The organism is Burkholderia lata, from assembly GCF_000012945.1.
Classification (GTDB): Bacteria; Pseudomonadota; Gammaproteobacteria; order Burkholderiales; family Burkholderiaceae; genus Burkholderia; species Burkholderia lata.
On record NC_007509.1, the window covers coordinates 839,141 to 854,320 of the forward strand.

The window sequence follows — 15,180 nt, forward strand, 5'->3', positions numbered from 1 at the left end:
TTCGTAACGCAGATTTTCTTCCGGTTCTCTTTCAGCATACCCACTCGCAAAATTAGCAGTTGCCGGGCGTTACCAGTAAGGGTAATTTCCTATCTGTCATTTCTTTTCCAATCATACGCTAACTGCGATCACAGATGACGTCGAAAGTCTCGACAGATGCAGAGCTTGCCTACGACGAGATCCGATCGAGGATCTTTGACGGCCGTCTTGCGCCCGGGCAGAAAGTATCCCATCGAGGCCTGTCGGACGAACTCGGCTTCGGCCAAATGCCCGTGCGCAGCGCATTGCATTTGCTCGAGTCCGAAGGGCTGGTCGTCGTGATCGAAAAGAGCGGGACCTATGTCGCATCGCCGACGACGAGTGATCTCCGCGAAATTTTTGAAATGCGGCTGGCCCTCGAGAGTACAGCTGCGTTTCTTGCTGCCCGATCGGGAGTCACGGCAGACCTTCGCGAGGCGGCACAGAAAATGCAGGTGCTGATCGACCAGGACGTCGCGGACATCATGCTCGAGCAACGTATCGGTTGGGTATTTCATCAAGCATTGTTTGCCGCCGCACGGAACGTGCGAATCTCATCGGCGTATGGTCTATTGCGGGCCCAAACCCTGGCGCTTAACGAACTCCCGCGTAGCGACGCTGAAACCGTTCGGCGCGGCACGATCGAGCACCTGCACATCTTTCACGCAATCGAAGCAAACGACGGCGAGCTTGCGCGTCAGCACATGTGGAATCACATCGTTGACGGCACACCCGCTCGGATAAAACTACTAAAGGCGCGGCATGAACACGAAAAATAAGGGGCTTTCCCTTCCGATGCAAATGCTTGGCGGGCTTGTCCTGGGCGTCGCTTGCGGCGTGTTTGCGCCTGGCTTTGCCCCGAAGCTAAGCTTTTTGAGCGCAATGTTCGGCCACGCGATCAAGATGGTCGTCATGCCGTTGATCTTCCTGTCGGTCACGGTCGGTGTCTTTCGTGCGGGCCGGCTTCGCGAGCGGCTTGGAAAAGTCGCACTGTCCAGTATCGCCTTCTTCGTTTTGATGACTGGCCTGGCTGCATCGCTCGGCCTGCTGCTCAACTTTGCATTTCGACCGGGTCTCGGTGCGAGCGTCGCTCACACTGGATCGATGCCCACGGCACTCGCATCCAGCATCGACTGGACGAAATTTCTCGTTGATTTGATCCCCGCAAACATCGTCGCTGCGCTCGCTGCAGGGAATTCTCTCCCGGTACTCGTGTTCGGCGTAATTTTCGGTGCAGCATTGTCGGCTGCACCGGAGCGTGCCGAGCCCGCGATTGCCGTTTTCGAGGCGCTGCTGTCGGGACTGTTCAAGATGACCCAGTGGGTGATCGCATGGTCGCCGCTCGCGATCTTCGCCGCGATCGCGCAGCTGTTGTCAGCCAAGGGCTTTGCCGGCGTGCACTCGCTTATCGAACTTCTGGGCGTGGCCTATCTCGGCATGGCGATTCTGGCGGTTGTACTCACCATCGTCATTCGCGTCGCCGGTCAGTCGCCTCTCGCCGTTCTCAGGAAGGTGAAGGAACCACTGATCCTTGGGTTCACGACGCGTTCGTCCGAAATTACCTACCCGCTGCACCTGAAGAAGCTGGTTGAATTCGGCGTTCCCCACGGCGTGGCGTCCACGATCTTGCCTCTGGCCTATATTTTCAATCGCGACGGCGCTGTCCTCTACACGGCTCTCGCGGTCGGCTATCTGGCCGATGCCTATCATCTTGCCTGGTCGTGGCCGCTGGCGATTACGATTTTGATTTTGACGATCATCACCATCGACGGAGCAGCCAATGTGCCCTCCGGGGCGATCGTAGCCATCACCATCGTTCTGACGTCGATCGGATTGCCGGCCGACGCGGTGCTGCTGCTGTTGGGTGTTGACGCCTTTTTCGACATGGGGAGAACCGCGCTCAACGTCTACGGGAGCACCGCGGCAGCTGCTGTTGCGGTGAAACTTTCCGGTACGGACGACAGTATCGCCGCAGAAACCGTGACTCGTCAGGCAAGCGTGTAAGTGCTTCGGAAGCTTCGGGCGGAGGGCGTTTCAATGTGTTGCGCCCGCCCATTGCAACGCGCTGGGGCACATCCACTCGAGCATCCAGGTAAGGCTCGGAAAACAGGATTGGATGAACGTTCGCTCTTATTCATCTTCAGTTGGTAGAGCGGCGTATCTTTTGCAGGGGAAACAGTATGGTTGGTTCAGAATCTGCAGAGTTTTTTATGCTGCGCTTGGGCACGCCGCATCCGACGTGGGCGTTGACCGATGACAGCAACATCATTGGCATTGGCGATTGTGACGGGGTGATGAGTGCCCTGTTCGAGCTCGATCGCAACCAAATCGCACGAATTAGAGGATTGGGGCAATCGGTGGAAAGAATCCGGTGTATTTGCGACCGCGCTGGCCGCGAGCTGAACTTTTATCTCCATGGCAGGCAGATGTCTCGAGGCGTGTGGGCCGGGGTCGCGTCGGCCGATCCTGACTATCTGCCGACTGACGCGATGATCGCAACCTGGAAAGTACCGAAGAAGCCCCACGATGCCTTCAAGTTTCCGAGCGTGAGTACCCGTATGGTCGCATCCGCTTGCCCAGCCTAAACTGCGATCACAGATTATTGCGCAAGCTCGAGACGGAAAGGCCCCGATTTTCGGGACCGTTCGTTTGACACGACCGTCTGGCCGCACGCGCACGCCGTTCAGTGCCTACGGTTCTGGCACACTCAACCTCGGATCGCCAGGACCATTTTGCTGGCCAGTTCACCGGCCAGCGCTTTTCATTCGTGGGTATGTGATCGTTGAGCGACGCCCTTTCATCGCGAGGCTCAATCACGAGGCTATGCGAAAGCCCGCAAAAACATCCCGCCAACAATGCCGCGGTACCAGCGCCGCACGTGACAAGACGCAACACGTGAAGCACGCCAAGCCCTACGCCCGCGCGTTCTGAGACCGATAACGCCGTCCGGTCAACCTCACTACGACGCTCACCGCATCGCCGCCCAGGCCCCCTGCTCGCCCCGGGCACTCCCCGTTCGAACAAAATCCGAAACATTCAGCGACACCGTATCGGCCTTCGCCTTTGAGCGCATCTTCCGTGCGACTGCCAGGATCGGTGCCAAGTGCTCATAAAAGCATTCGAGCTGCCGCGCATCCGATGCCAATCGCTCAAGATCGCACGCCTTTTCGAGAATCAATCGAGCAATATGAAAACGCTGAAGTCCGCGGCCGACTCGGATCTGAAACACGACGCCATCGCTGCTATGCGGCACCCCCGCCCACACAAGCGAACTGCAATCCATAAAGCCTCCGGAAAATCCTAATCGTCACATCAATATGCCAGCCATCTCCGGCGTTGCATATTTGTATTTCAAAATTGTGGCGATTCATACATTGGCATTTTCGCGAGATTCGAATATTGCGCCGCAGCAAAAGTATCCGTAGACTGGGTTCGCGAATCCAATGCAGCTGCCCTGCAGTCGCCCCATGACGGGAGAGCACGCCATGACGACTTCTTCACCAGCACTGAGCCAAGCACCCCCAGCCCTCCATGTGTTCCAGCAAGATGGTGGTTGGCACTGGGGCATCACCGTTCCCCGCTCCGCGGGATCCGGCTTCAAACTGATCGCCTTCAGTCACCACATCTTTTCCAATGAAGACACGGCCCAACGCGACGGCGATCGAGCGTTGGCCACCATCGTCGCAAGTGACGTGCATTGAACGTGGCGGATCGAGCAATTGCATCGTCCTTGAGTTTTCACAGCCACCTGCAATACTCCTATCACCCTTCGACGCGAGACCAGTACCGCGCACGATGACGGACTCCGCCACTTGTCTGACCGACCCGATCGTCAATGACGACCCAAGCCGGCCGCTCTCTGCCTGCGGCCCCGGTGGGGGTACGTTTCAATCAAGCTTCCGGCGGACGTCATGCGAGAAAAATGCGGCACAGAGACGGCTGCCCCCACGCCATGGCTCACCGTGTTTGAAAGCAATCGAGAGACAGTCACTGCCGCAGTCAATCGACAGACGTTTCCGAAAGACGACCGGCAAATCCCACTCGACCCGTCAGACTTCTAGACCGAGGCCCGCTTGCGGGCCGGCATGCCGATAGCAGACAGGAGGCGTTACATGAACATCCGGATCTTGATTCCCTGCACCCTGGTTCTTGTTGCCCTCAGTGCTCACGCTGCGGATATCACCGGCGCGGGCAGCACATTTGCCGCACCGATCTACGCAAAGTGGGCCGATGCGTACAAGAAGTCGGGCGGTGGCAAGGTCAACTATCAAGGTATCGGCTCGTCGGGCGGCTTGAAGCAAATCAACGCGAAGACCGTCGATTTTGCCGGTTCGGACGCTCCGCTGAAGGATGACGAGCTCGCGAAGGCAGGCCTGTTCCAGTTCCCGACGGTGGTCGGTGGCGTGGTGCCCGTCGTCAACGTGCCGGGCGTGAAGGCCGGCGAACTGACACTGTCGGGCCCGGTGCTCGGCGACATCTACCTCGGCAAGATCACGAAGTGGAACGACCCCGCCATCACCGCACTGAACCCGAAGGTCAAGCTGTCGGATACGGACATCGCTGTAGTTCGCCGCGCCGACGGTTCGGGCACGAGCTTCATCTGGACGAACTACCTGTCGAAGGTGAACGGCACATGGAAGTCGAAGGTCGGCGAAGGCACGACGGTCAACTGGCCGACGGGCACCGGCGGCAAGGGCAATGACGGCGTTGCAGCGTTCGTGCAGCGCCTGCCGGGCGCGATCGGCTACGTCGAATGGGCATACGCGAAGAAGAACAACATGGTCTACACCGCGCTGAAAAACTCGACGGGCACGGTGGTCGAGCCGAAGACGGAAACGTTCAAGGCCGCTGCGGCAGGTGCGAACTGGTCGAAGTCGTTCTACCAGATCCTGACGGACGAGCCGGGCAAAGACGCGTGGCCGGTCGTCGGCGCGACGTTCGTGCTGCTGCACGCAACGCAAGAGAAACCGGCACAAGGTGCAGAAACGCTCAAGTTCTTCGACTGGGCATTTCACAACGGCAATCAGGCCGCCTCGGATCTGGACTACATCTCGCTTCCCGATTCCGTGGTGGCCGAAATTCGCAAGCAATGGAAAGCGAAGGTCAAGGATGCCTCCGGTAAGCCGGTTGCAAACTGAATGCTCCGGATGGGACACGCAATCGCCTGCCTTCGCCTCGCAGCGAAGGAGGACGTCCCTTCGATGACCTGCCAGAAGGTCCGTCATGACCGACGATCGACGCGCACCGTGATGGCGAGCGTGCTTGATTTGAATGTCGGACGGACGCACTGCCGATCACGTTGCAATCAGCGGACAATTTGAACCATGAGCGAAGATGTGCTTCACCTGGCCGACGCGCTCCTGAAAGGCTGACACCCATGCCTTGCGAAGCCTGCACGAACATGCGCCTGATGTCCGATCCTGTCGCACATCGCGGACTGGTGGAATTGCACAAGCCAACGAAATTGCGGCCGCTAGGTCGACCGGCAATTGTCGTGCGGCAGTATCGCTGCCGTCTTTGCAAGACGAACTGGCTGGTGGAGTCCGATCCGTTGCAAACCGGGGGCACCGAATGGCTCTGTCTGAATGAGTCATCGAACATTCTCGCCCCCGCTTCCACACAGCAACCAAACGACGTGGCAACCGAGCGCCCCGGGGAAGCCGGGGTCGGGAACCCATCGTTACTGCTGAACCCGGCTCACGGCGATGGCGGCAGCGCCATCTTTTTTTGCGCTACGACAGGTAAGGCGTGATGTTCGTCAGCGCCCGAGCAACGTACTCGTCCTTCTCCCCGACCGGCGCCACGTAGTGCAGTGCGCTCCGTGCGGCTTCCTCGCCCTCCAGGCGCGCAATGATCCATGCGGCCAGATACTGCGAAGCAAAGCAGCCACCTGCGGTTGCGACATTGCCTTGAGCGAAGAATGGCTGATTGAGGACTTCGACGCCCGCCTCGACGACCCAGGGTTTGGTTGTGAGGTCCGTGCAGGCCGGAACGTTGTCGAGAAGGCCAAGCTTTGCCAGAACCAGCGTGCCCGAACACTGCGCGCCAATCAGTTGCCGGGCCGGATCGAGATTCAACTGCTCCATCAGCGTCGCGTCGTTGACGACATCCCGGGTTCGAATACCGCTCCCGACGATGACGGCATCCGCCGTGCATGCGTCCGCCAACGTCGACTGCGCCTGCACGGTCACACCATTCATCGACGTGACGAAATGCTCCGGGCATGAAAGCGTTACCCGCCAGTCGGGCTTCTTGATACGGTTGAGTACGCCCAGTGCGATGAGCGAGTCGAGTTCGTTGAAGCCCTGGAAGGTCAGAATAGCGATGTGCATGGGGTGCCCTGGCTGAGGTCTGTCGATGCATATTGCCAGATCGGCGTGATGAACGGATTTACGTTGGCGAAAGCGATCTGACAAAGCCCCGCCGGGAAAGCGATGCGCGGGTCTACGCGCGCTCTTTGGGGAAGTAACCCCGACGAAGCATTCGACACATAGGGACCCGGTCATTCCCTCACATCACGAAGCAGCTCAATCGCCAGCACGGCCCGCTGCGACGACCACTCGCATGCATTTGATGATGCCATCGTCGAGCTGAAGCGCAGAGCGAGCGACGTCGACACAATTGACGCAACCGGTTCACTTGATTTATCGTGGCTCCATGCAACGCAAACCGATTTCCCTCTCGAGCATCACCACCACGACGACCACCGGTAACGGCGGGTCGTCTGGAGGGTGCGCGCAGTAGTTTCGGCAGTTGCATACCACCAAGGGCCCCGCCGGCAACGGACGGGGCTCTTGGCGTTTACGGCGCTCCGTGTGTTACCAGCACGCATCTAAACGGAGTCATCGTGAACGACATCGATCATCGCATTCTCGGAAACAAACTCGGCCTGTTCCATCAGCAACAGGAAGGTCCAGGTATGGTTTTCTGGCATCCACGCGGCTGGGCGCTGTACCGCGTGCTGGAAGATTACGTGCGAATGCGAATGCGTCGCGCGGGTTTTCGCGAGATCCGCACGCCACAACTACTGGCGCGCTCGCTGTGGGAACGCAGTGGACATTGGGACAAGTTCGGCTCGCAAATGTATGCGCTCCCCGATCGATCGCCGATCGAGCCATCAGCCGATGTCGATCACGACGATGCGCTGGCGCTTTGTCTGAAACCGATGAGTTGTCCATGTCATGTGCAGGTTTTCAATCAGGGGCTTCGTTCATATCGTGAGTTGCCGATTCGCTATAGCGAGTTCGGTGCGTGTCACCGCGACGAACCATCCGGATCGCTGGAAGGACTCAAGCGCACACGTGCGTTCGTGCAGGACGATGCACATGTGTTCTGCACGAAATCGCAAATCGAAAATGAAGTAGCGCGCTTTTGCAACTTGCTGAGGGCTGTCTATGCAGACCTCGGGTTTTCGTCCGTCACGGTCGCGCTGGCAACGCGGCCGATGCAAAGGGCGGGCGAGGAAGCCGTCTGGGATCAAGCCGAAGCATCGCTTGCGGCCGCTGCCCGGGCAGCCGGCCTGGAATTCGAACTGTCCGAGGGCGAAGGTGCCTTTTATGGACCCAAGCTCGAATTCAAGCTGGCCGACCGTCGTGGCCGGGAATGGCAATGCGGGACGATTCAACTGGACTTCGTGCTCCCCGGACGGCTGAACGCGCATTTCATCAACGCGGAAAACGTACAAGAGACGCCTGTCATGCTGCATCACGCCGTACTTGGCAGCATGGAGCGTTTCATCGCAATCCTGCTGGAACACTACGAGGGGTGGTTGCCTGTATGGCTCGCGCCTGAACAGATTGTCGTGGCGAGTATCAGTGATGCACACGCACCGTACGCAATGCGGGTGGTACAGATGCTTGATGACGCGGGGCTGCGCGTCGTTGCCGATTGCCGCGCCGAGCGACTGGAGCGAAAAATCATTGACGCCCGCAAATTGCAGATTCCGTTCTTGATTGCCGTAGGGGCACGCGATGAACGGAATGGAACGGTCAGTATCCGAAATCGCAACGGCGATCAGGTGACGTTGCCGCTTGATGAGGCAATCACGGTTTTATCGTGCGAGGCCAAGGCACCGTCGCCATAATTGCGCAAAGCCACGTCGCGATCGACGCTCGCCCCCTTTCGGAATCGCTCGTTGATTAACGATCTTGATGTTGAAGTAGCGTGACCGAAACGGGGCGAGGTCCTCATGAATTCACGATAGAGGATCGCAGCATGCCGTCTGGATACGTGCGTGCCTTCGAGGTTCACGCTGCCCGGGAGAATACGATTCCCGTTTTGGCGACGATCCCGCACAGCAGCACCCACGTTCCTCCCGATATTGCCCCTTGGGAAATGGACAAAATCACCAGTCACGCCAAGCACGTACGACGGGGAACCGGTGTATATGCTCGAGCCCGCTGCAGCGGAGGCAGCCGTCAGGATCGGCTGCATTCATCGGCCGTTTCACCAGAGGCTCGAGACAGAAATCGATGCGACGGTCGCAAACTTTGGTCATGCCCTGCGCCTGACCTGCACGCGTTCATGGGGCCGACGACTTTCGATGTTGGCCTTGGGAACTGCGGCCACACCACCACGTCTCCACAAACGTTCCAGGCGTTCGCTCAGAACGTAAAGCGGGTGTGGAATCGCAGGATACTGGCGGCAGGCGGCACCAGGAGGCACCGAACCAGTCCGTGCCTATCGCCAGTCAGACGTCGCCGCGCTGCTGCGAACCACACCCGTCACATACGCCTTAAAGCCCAAGCGCCTGTTCCAGTTGCCGCATTTCTTTCCGCCACTGTTCCTGCAGTTGCGGCTTTTGATGTTTCGGTTTGCGTGCGAGCTCTGCCGTCAGCAATGTCTCCAACTGACACCACCGTTGCCACTGTGCGTCGGCGTCGCTGCTGGTGGATTGAACGCCGCTGTGGTTCCGTGCGGTCGGAATCTGCTCGGGTGCAGCGGGCTCACGAGAGGTGAACAAATTTCGATACGCACTTTCAGCATCCGGAAATTCCTGCAAGCGCCCGTCATGGATTGCCCAGAAGCGATTGCAGCTGCGCTCGATCAATTCGCGGTCGTGCGAAACCAGAATGAAACCGCCATCGAACGCCGCCAGCGCGGCGGCAAGTTCACTCTTGCCTTCCATATCCAGGTGATTGGTCGGCTCGTCAAGCCACAACAGGTGGTAGCTCGCCATGGACAGCGCGAGAAAGAGCAGACGAGCCCGCTCGCCGCCGCTCAGCGTGGCTACGGTCTGACCATGACGTACATACGCAAACCCGGCAGAAATCAACGCCTGCCGTCGCTCTTTGTCGCCGACCGGCGCAAATTTATACAGCGCGTCAGACAAAGTGGCGTCGTCGGCCAGTTGATGCAACGACTGATCGTAGTAGGCGATGCGCGCCGCCGGATGATAACGCCAACCCATGCGCGCTTCTCCCTGCTGCAGATCGCTCCAGCACTGGCGCAACAACGAGGATTTGCCCGTGCCGTTGCTGCCCAGAAGGGCGACCTTGTCACCTGGCCGCAACCACAAATCGTGAACCTCAAACAGGATCGGCTCTTCTGCCTGGGCGCGTACATGCAGCCCTTCGAAGGCCATCAGACGGTCGGCCGCCAATGGTCTTCCTTGTAGCTTCAAGCGCCACGGGCTGCCACGACTGACAAAGGTCTGGTCTTCCTTGAGTTTTTCGACACGCCTTTGCATGGACTTGGCTTGGCGCGACAGTTTCTCGTTGTCGTGCTCGCGCCCCCAGATGGCCAGACGTTTGCTGCTGGCGGCCAGCCGGTCTATCTCGCTTTGCTCGCCTGCACGACGCGCTTGTGCCGTTGCGTCGGCCTCGGCCAACGCGACCAGGGCCCGGCTGCACGGCATGTCGAAACCGTACAAGCGCTGATCGCGCAGAATCCAGCTTTTGTCGCTGAGGCTGTCCAGAAGTCGCGCGTCGTGCGACACGAGGATGAAGCCGCCCTGCCAGCGGCGCAGGAAATTTTCCAGCCACAATAACGAGGGGAGATCCAGATGGTTGCTTGGTTCATCAAGCAACAGCAGATTCGGCTGCGTCAGTACCGCACGTCCCAGCAGCAAACGCGTGTGCTGCCCGCCGCTCAGGTCGGAAACGGGTATGTCCGCCGCAGTGGCCAGTTCCAGATCGTCCAGGAGACTGTCTACCCGCCAATGCTCGGCTCGTTGCTCGCCGACGCTCTCCAGCAACGCCTCTCGCGTCGTCAGGTCGGCAAGTCTTGGCGGGAGATGCTGCTCGACGTGTTGCAGGCGGCACATTGCCGCATATTGCACGCTACCGACACTGGGTTCGCGGCTGCCCGCCAATACATCAAGCAGACTGCTCTTGCCGCAGCCGTTGTGGCCGATCAGGCCGATGCGGTCGCCAAGTTTTACGGTAAAGGAAAGGTCCTGGAATAGCGGGCCATGGCCGGTTTCCAGATTCAAGGAAAGCGCGGAAATCAGGGTTGTCATGCTCTTGCTCTCGTTTTTTCGGGACGTGTTTGTCCCTGTCAACAGGAGCGCTGGCGACAACTTTGGAGTCGAGAAAGGACTCGGAAGGAGAAGGCTTTGCTCTGACCGGGTTATCGCAGCGCGATGGAACTCAGGCGAGAGCAGGCGAATGTGCTGAACCAATGTGCCAACATCAGTGGGCGCATAAGCAAAACCATATTTACCTCCTTTTTAAAAAAGAGTTGGATGTAGCGGCGGAGTTTATCTCGGCTCACGCCGGTTATACAAGCCGCTGGAGTGACGGCTCGCAGCTTCTTCCAGGAAAGATCACTGAATGCCTTGTAGCAACTCGCTATTGAGCGGCTAATGTCTGTTTTGAAGAGCGTGTTTTGAGTGACTGCTGCTGACCCGCTGCTGTCCGATGCCGCCGAACGGTTGCACCTCGATGGCAAGTGTCAGAGCACAACGGCCACACGTTCCGACGCTCCGGAAGTTTGTCCTCCCTTACCGAATCGGCTGCAGCAACTGGGGGGCCGGCGCACCACGCGATTGACCTGACGCCAGCCCCGCACCCGGCACAACCTGAGCCCCCAACGGCAAGCAATGATCAGAGATCGCCGCGTACTTCCCCGGTTCCCAGCGCAATCCGCTGCCGATTGACTTCCGCCCAAAGCTCATCACTGTCGTCTTCGCGCAGCACGACCATCCAGTCCAGTTGATCGTCAGTCACGTCGAAGTATTCGAGGATTTCCCGGCGAGCCGCGTCGATGAACTGCGCGTATTCCGGGGTTGCCTGGGCCCGCGCGTGCAAGGCGTCGTATTCGGCATCGTCCGCGCCGCCGCCGTGCTCGTCGATATAGTGCGAGATCCACTGGTCTCGTTCGCGGTCGTAGTCGGCCTCGGCGCGCATCGCCTGCAAAGCCGTGTAGAAATCCAGTTGGGCAAACGCGGCGATCGCCGTCGTTGTCGCCTCGTCGAAGGTAGTCATCATTCCATCTCTCATGTCAGTCATGGCACATCATCGCATGGGCCGCACCCGGGCAGGTGCCGCGAATCCGGCCGGCACAACACGCCGCCTGGCGCCGATGATTGATCGGAGCAAAAGGCATCACGATCGTGAGATTCACGCCTTCCGGTGCGCAACTCATCGCGGACGCCTGCGCAACCGGGCACTGCAAGCACCGCAATGAAAACACCCAAGCGCGGCTGATCGCAGAACAAGCTTCGAGCGTATCGCCGCAAGCGTCACGCCGGCACTTGAGCGCCACCGCGGGCGCCGGCCGTGAATGGCGCATGATGGCCGAACCGAACGCCGTCGGATACCTCCGTGGTGGTCCGTCACCGGCTCAAAACGATCCTGAACGGACTGCCGGCATTCCCGACTACGGCCTATCAGCCTGGTGTTTTGCCGACTGCAGGTAACTACAGTCGGCCCTGGATACAAGCTATACAGAGCCAACGCACTTGGTCATCGGCACGCACGCCAATTCCAGTCCGCTCGACGTTCGGTACGTCGAAATCGATGTCCCCGACCAGCCACAAGAGCGATAAAACGGCGCAGCGTTCAGCGTAGCATCGAGACGCATCGAGGCAAGCCCATGATCGCGAGCCAATGCTTCGAGTGACGCCAGCATGCTGCGTCCAACACCGCGCCCCATGTGAGACGGCCGGACGAAGATGGCATCCACTTGCCCGTTTGCGACGGTAAGCATGCCAGTGCCCACGACCAACCCGTCATCGACGGCTACGTAAAAGTCGCGCTCGACGATGCGGGCCCACTTGTCGGTCGGCAATCCAGCCACCCAGGCTGACAAGGACGCTTCTGGGTAATATTCAGCACACGCAACCCGTACCGAAGCTTTGCGGATTTCCCACGTATCGAGTACATCGCCGCCATTCGCTTTTCGTATTGTCAGCATGCCGCGCTCCCGGGCGTGATCTGCCAGATCAAGGCGTCGACAAGGCGCAAAAGATTAACAACACATGATTTTTCGTGCATGCAATCACTCCGATTTGTGCCAATGCAAACGGAGCGATTGAAACGACACGGCCCCGTCATGAGTGGCGGGGCCGCTGAGGAATTCTACGTACGATGTATGAACGTCACGATTCCCACGACTCGCCACCAGCGGTCATGGCGCACATCATAAATTTTCGCGCGTCGTAGTTCATGACCGAAAGATTGCCGTTCGGTAACGTGGCTGTCAAGAACGATTGGGATATCGTTACCGATTCAGGTAATCGGCGTGAGCGGCTCAACCGAAAAGTCTATATGCCCGAGCACATAACGTGGCAATTCAGTCGCAGGTCTCAGCGGTGTGATTGCGCTCATACCGTTCGGTGCGCGCCCAGGACGTCGGATCGTTGAAAACGCGCACATGCCATAATTCGCCGATTCCTGAGCTACCGGACGCATCGTGTCATACGCGAAATGATTTTGATCAGATCACTTGCCGCCTACCTGTTGCTGGCTGGATGTCTTGCTACAGCACACGCCGAGACGTATCCACCAGAAGTATCGAGAAACATCGACAAGCTTCAGTCCAAATGTGCCCGCAAGTCCAACGATCCCAAGGCACCAGCTTGCATCGAATACAAGGCCACGTTGGCCCGCACCATTCCGTCTGCCGTCCAGGCACTGATGCATCAGGAAGAAGTGGCCAATGACAAATGCCGGAACGGCCCGGCACCGAAATTATTGCCTGACGGGCAATATGCTCCGGGAAGCGCCTGCGCACAACGCGAACAGTTGATGAAGACCATTCACCAGCACAACTGGTGCTGGGGTCATACGGACATGGATAGCTACCTTCCGGGTTGGGTGATCTGTCATCCCGGTGAATGGCAGTAAGGCCGCACCAAGAACAGGACGGGATTTCCGCAAGGCTGTTGAGGCGGATTGCAGGTCCAGATCCTGCTCTTCGCCGGCGATGCCCGCGCCCGTTGTTGCCGCAGCAAACAGTCGAACCGGTTTCCCGGCAATCCGTCCAGCCGCTCGATCTACCTTGGCCGCGCTAACCCTGGCCGCCGCCCCGGCATCCGCAGCGGGCTCTTGTCCACGCGGACCTTCCCGAACCTCCACTTTCAACTGCAGATTCAACCCGTCGACGCAACACCCTCGAGTCTGCCTACGGCCCCCGAACCGCCAGCCGTGCTCACTGGCTGGCGTGACACATTGCCACGAATCAGGACGGACGTTTCCCTCGCCCACCAGCGGGTTTGCCAGCCGGCTTGCGCGCTCCCGCCGCTGGCTTGGCGGCAGATTTACCACGCGGCTTCTGCACGCTGAACGGACTGCCAATGGTGTAGTCCGGTCCGTTACCAGCCGGTTTCGCGTGCACCGCCGCAGGCTTCCGCTTGTTTTCGCCATTCTGCGGACGCGGCTTTTTACCCGGCACCGGCATGGCACCCGCCACAGCGGGCGGCACCTTCGGCTTCTTGGGCTTTTTGGGTTTCTTGATGATCTCGCCCGTCGCGCTGGTTTCCGGCACGCGGTGTTCGGCCTCGAAACCCGGCTCTTCTTCACGGCGCAGCGTTTGCTTGATCAGCGCTTCGATCGCGGCCAGTTGCGGCGCTTCGTCCGCACACACCAGGGACACCGCCACACCGCTGGCGCCCGCGCGGCCGGTACGGCCAATACGGTGCACATAGTCTTGCGCCACGATCGGCAGGTCCACGTTGATCACCAGCGGCAAGTCGTCGATATCCAGCCCGCGCGCCGCCACATCGGTGGCCACCAGCATCTGTACTTCGCCCGTCTTGAAGCGCTCCAGCGCACGCAGGCGCGCCGGTTGCGGCTTATCGCCATGAATGGTGTCGACCGCATAGCCGGCTTCGTCCAGCATGGCCGCCAGGTAATCCACGCCGTTGCGCGTCTTGACGAATACCAGCGCATGCTCCCACTTGTTCTCGGCCACGAGGTGCATGAAAAGGTCGGGCTTGTTCCGCTTGTCCACCGTCACCACCCACTGCTTGATCTTGCTGGCCGTGGCATTGGGCGGGCTGACGCTGATGTTGACCGGGCCGCGCAGAATGGTCGCCGCCATCGCGCGGATATCGTCTGAAAACGTGGCCGAGAACAGCAAGGTCTGGCGCTGCGCGGGCAGCGCGGCGAAGACGGCGTTGAGCTCGCGCGCAAAACCGAGATCCAGCATGCGGTCGGCCTCGTCCAGCACCAGCGTCTGCACCTGATCGAACTGCACCGCATTCTGGCGGTTGAGATCCAGCAAACGGCCCGGCGTGGCCACGAGCACATCCACGCCCTTGCGCAGCTTCATCATCTGCGGATTGATACTCACGCCCCCGTAAGCGGCCAGAAATCGCAAATCGAGGCCCTTGCCGTACGCGATGAAGCTTTGCAGCACCTGTTCAGCCAGTTCACGCGTAGGCACCAGCACCAGAACACGTGCGCGGTTGCTGGACACCGCGGGGCCATGTTGCACCAGCCGCTGCAACAGCGGCAGCGCAAAACCCGCCGTCTTGCCCGTGCCGGTCTGGGCACCCGCCATCACGTCCTTGCCGCCGAGCACGGCAGGAATCGCCTTGGCCTGCACCGGCGTAGGGGCCTGGTAATTGAGGTCCTGCAGGTTACGCAGCAAGGGATCGATCAGGCCAAGCGAGGCAAAAGACATGGACGTATTCCGGACTAAAACCGCAATTCTAGCGGTTGCCGGGCGATTCAAGGCCCACTGGTCCTGGCGGGAAGGTGCCGACGGGGCATGAGG

The 15,180-nt window shown here is 59.5% G+C and carries 16 protein-coding genes; 10 read left to right on the top strand and 6 right to left on the bottom strand.

Going from position 1 to position 15,180, the window contains the following annotated elements; genetic code table 11:
* Nucleotides 1-134: 134 nt before the first annotated feature.
* From BCEP18194_RS03585 to BCEP18194_RS03595, 3 genes are all read left to right on the top strand, one after another.
* Nucleotides 135-797 carry a GntR family transcriptional regulator gene (locus tag BCEP18194_RS03585; RefSeq protein ID WP_011349937.1) on the top strand — a complete coding sequence of 221 codons (663 nt, stop codon included), beginning with the start codon at nucleotides 135-137 and terminating at the stop codon, nucleotides 795-797.
* Nucleotides 781-2,022, top strand: a complete 1,242-nt coding sequence (locus BCEP18194_RS03590) for a dicarboxylate/amino acid:cation symporter (RefSeq protein WP_063712405.1) — start codon at nucleotides 781-783, stop codon at nucleotides 2,020-2,022. The genes BCEP18194_RS03585 and BCEP18194_RS03590 overlap by 17 nt, the downstream gene beginning before the upstream one ends.
* Before the next feature lie 176 nt (nucleotides 2,023-2,198).
* Complete coding sequence (locus BCEP18194_RS03595) at nucleotides 2,199-2,603, top strand: hypothetical protein (RefSeq protein ID WP_041492479.1); 405 nt, start codon at nucleotides 2,199-2,201, stop codon at nucleotides 2,601-2,603.
* A 383-nt stretch (nucleotides 2,604-2,986) separates the two neighbouring features.
* On the opposite strand, the gene BCEP18194_RS03600 is transcribed toward BCEP18194_RS03595, so the two are convergent.
* Nucleotides 2,987-3,301 (bottom strand): hypothetical protein, encoded by a 315-nt coding sequence (locus BCEP18194_RS03600; protein WP_011349940.1) that lies wholly within the window; start codon nucleotides 3,299-3,301, stop codon nucleotides 2,987-2,989.
* Nucleotides 3,302-3,503: 202 nt separating this feature from the next.
* Between BCEP18194_RS03600 and BCEP18194_RS39120 the strand changes: the two genes are divergently transcribed.
* From BCEP18194_RS39120 to BCEP18194_RS41035, 3 genes are all read left to right on the top strand, one after another.
* Nucleotides 3,504-3,719, top strand: coding sequence for a hypothetical protein (locus tag BCEP18194_RS39120; protein ID WP_081436549.1), 216 nt, complete (start codon nucleotides 3,504-3,506; stop codon nucleotides 3,717-3,719).
* Nucleotides 3,720-4,130: 411 nt separating this feature from the next.
* A complete protein-coding gene (pstS, locus tag BCEP18194_RS03605) occupies nucleotides 4,131-5,156 on the top strand; it encodes a phosphate ABC transporter substrate-binding protein PstS (protein ID WP_011349941.1) in 1,026 nt (341 codons plus the stop codon).
* 272 nt (nucleotides 5,157-5,428) lie between these two features.
* A complete protein-coding gene (locus tag BCEP18194_RS41035) occupies nucleotides 5,429-5,770 on the top strand; it encodes a hypothetical protein (protein ID WP_157687112.1) in 342 nt (113 codons plus the stop codon).
* Here the strand turns inward: BCEP18194_RS41035 and BCEP18194_RS03610 are convergent.
* Nucleotides 5,751-6,350: a DJ-1/PfpI family protein gene (locus BCEP18194_RS03610; protein WP_011349943.1), complete on the bottom strand. Its 600-nt coding sequence runs from the start codon at nucleotides 6,348-6,350 to the stop codon at nucleotides 5,751-5,753. The two genes, BCEP18194_RS41035 and BCEP18194_RS03610, sit on opposite strands and share 20 nt — an antisense overlap.
* Nucleotides 6,351-6,865: 515 nt before the next feature.
* Between BCEP18194_RS03610 and thrS the strand changes: the two genes are divergently transcribed.
* On the top strand, nucleotides 6,866-8,101 hold the full coding sequence (gene thrS, locus BCEP18194_RS39125) for a threonine--tRNA ligase (protein WP_157687113.1): 1,236 nt from the start codon (nucleotides 6,866-6,868) through the stop codon (nucleotides 8,099-8,101).
* Between the two features lie 150 nt (nucleotides 8,102-8,251).
* A complete protein-coding gene (locus BCEP18194_RS42420; protein ID WP_011349945.1) occupies nucleotides 8,252-8,632 on the top strand; it encodes an N-formylglutamate amidohydrolase in 381 nt (126 codons plus the stop codon).
* Between the two features lie 120 nt (nucleotides 8,633-8,752).
* On the opposite strand, the gene BCEP18194_RS03620 is transcribed toward BCEP18194_RS42420, so the two are convergent.
* Both BCEP18194_RS03620 and BCEP18194_RS03625 read right to left on the bottom strand, forming a co-directional pair.
* Complete coding sequence (locus BCEP18194_RS03620) at nucleotides 8,753-10,477, bottom strand: ABC-F family ATP-binding cassette domain-containing protein (RefSeq protein ID WP_011349946.1); 1,725 nt, start codon at nucleotides 10,475-10,477, stop codon at nucleotides 8,753-8,755.
* 586 nt (nucleotides 10,478-11,063) lie between these two features.
* The gene (locus BCEP18194_RS03625) at nucleotides 11,064-11,447 is read right to left on the bottom strand and encodes a hypothetical protein (protein WP_041492630.1); all 384 of its coding nucleotides are present in this window, start codon (nucleotides 11,445-11,447) and stop codon (nucleotides 11,064-11,066) included.
* 98 nt (nucleotides 11,448-11,545) lie between these two features.
* On the opposite strand from BCEP18194_RS03625, the gene BCEP18194_RS41040 reads away from it, so the two are divergent.
* Nucleotides 11,546-11,878, top strand: a complete 333-nt coding sequence (locus BCEP18194_RS41040; protein WP_157687115.1) for a hypothetical protein — start codon at nucleotides 11,546-11,548, stop codon at nucleotides 11,876-11,878.
* 23 nt (nucleotides 11,879-11,901) lie between these two features.
* Here BCEP18194_RS41040 and BCEP18194_RS39135 read toward each other — a convergent pair whose 3' ends face one another.
* On the bottom strand, nucleotides 11,902-12,375 hold the full coding sequence (locus tag BCEP18194_RS39135; RefSeq protein WP_011349949.1) for a GNAT family N-acetyltransferase: 474 nt from the start codon (nucleotides 12,373-12,375) through the stop codon (nucleotides 11,902-11,904).
* A gap of 512 nt (nucleotides 12,376-12,887) precedes the next feature.
* Here BCEP18194_RS39135 and BCEP18194_RS39140 point away from each other — a divergent pair.
* Nucleotides 12,888-13,307, top strand: a complete 420-nt coding sequence (locus tag BCEP18194_RS39140) for a hypothetical protein (RefSeq protein ID WP_011349950.1) — start codon at nucleotides 12,888-12,890, stop codon at nucleotides 13,305-13,307.
* A gap of 334 nt (nucleotides 13,308-13,641) precedes the next feature.
* Here the strand turns inward: BCEP18194_RS39140 and BCEP18194_RS03630 are convergent, their stop codons facing one another.
* Nucleotides 13,642-15,087, bottom strand: a complete 1,446-nt coding sequence (locus BCEP18194_RS03630) for a DEAD/DEAH box helicase (RefSeq protein WP_011349951.1) — start codon at nucleotides 15,085-15,087, stop codon at nucleotides 13,642-13,644.
* Between the last annotated feature and the right edge of the window lie 93 nt (nucleotides 15,088-15,180).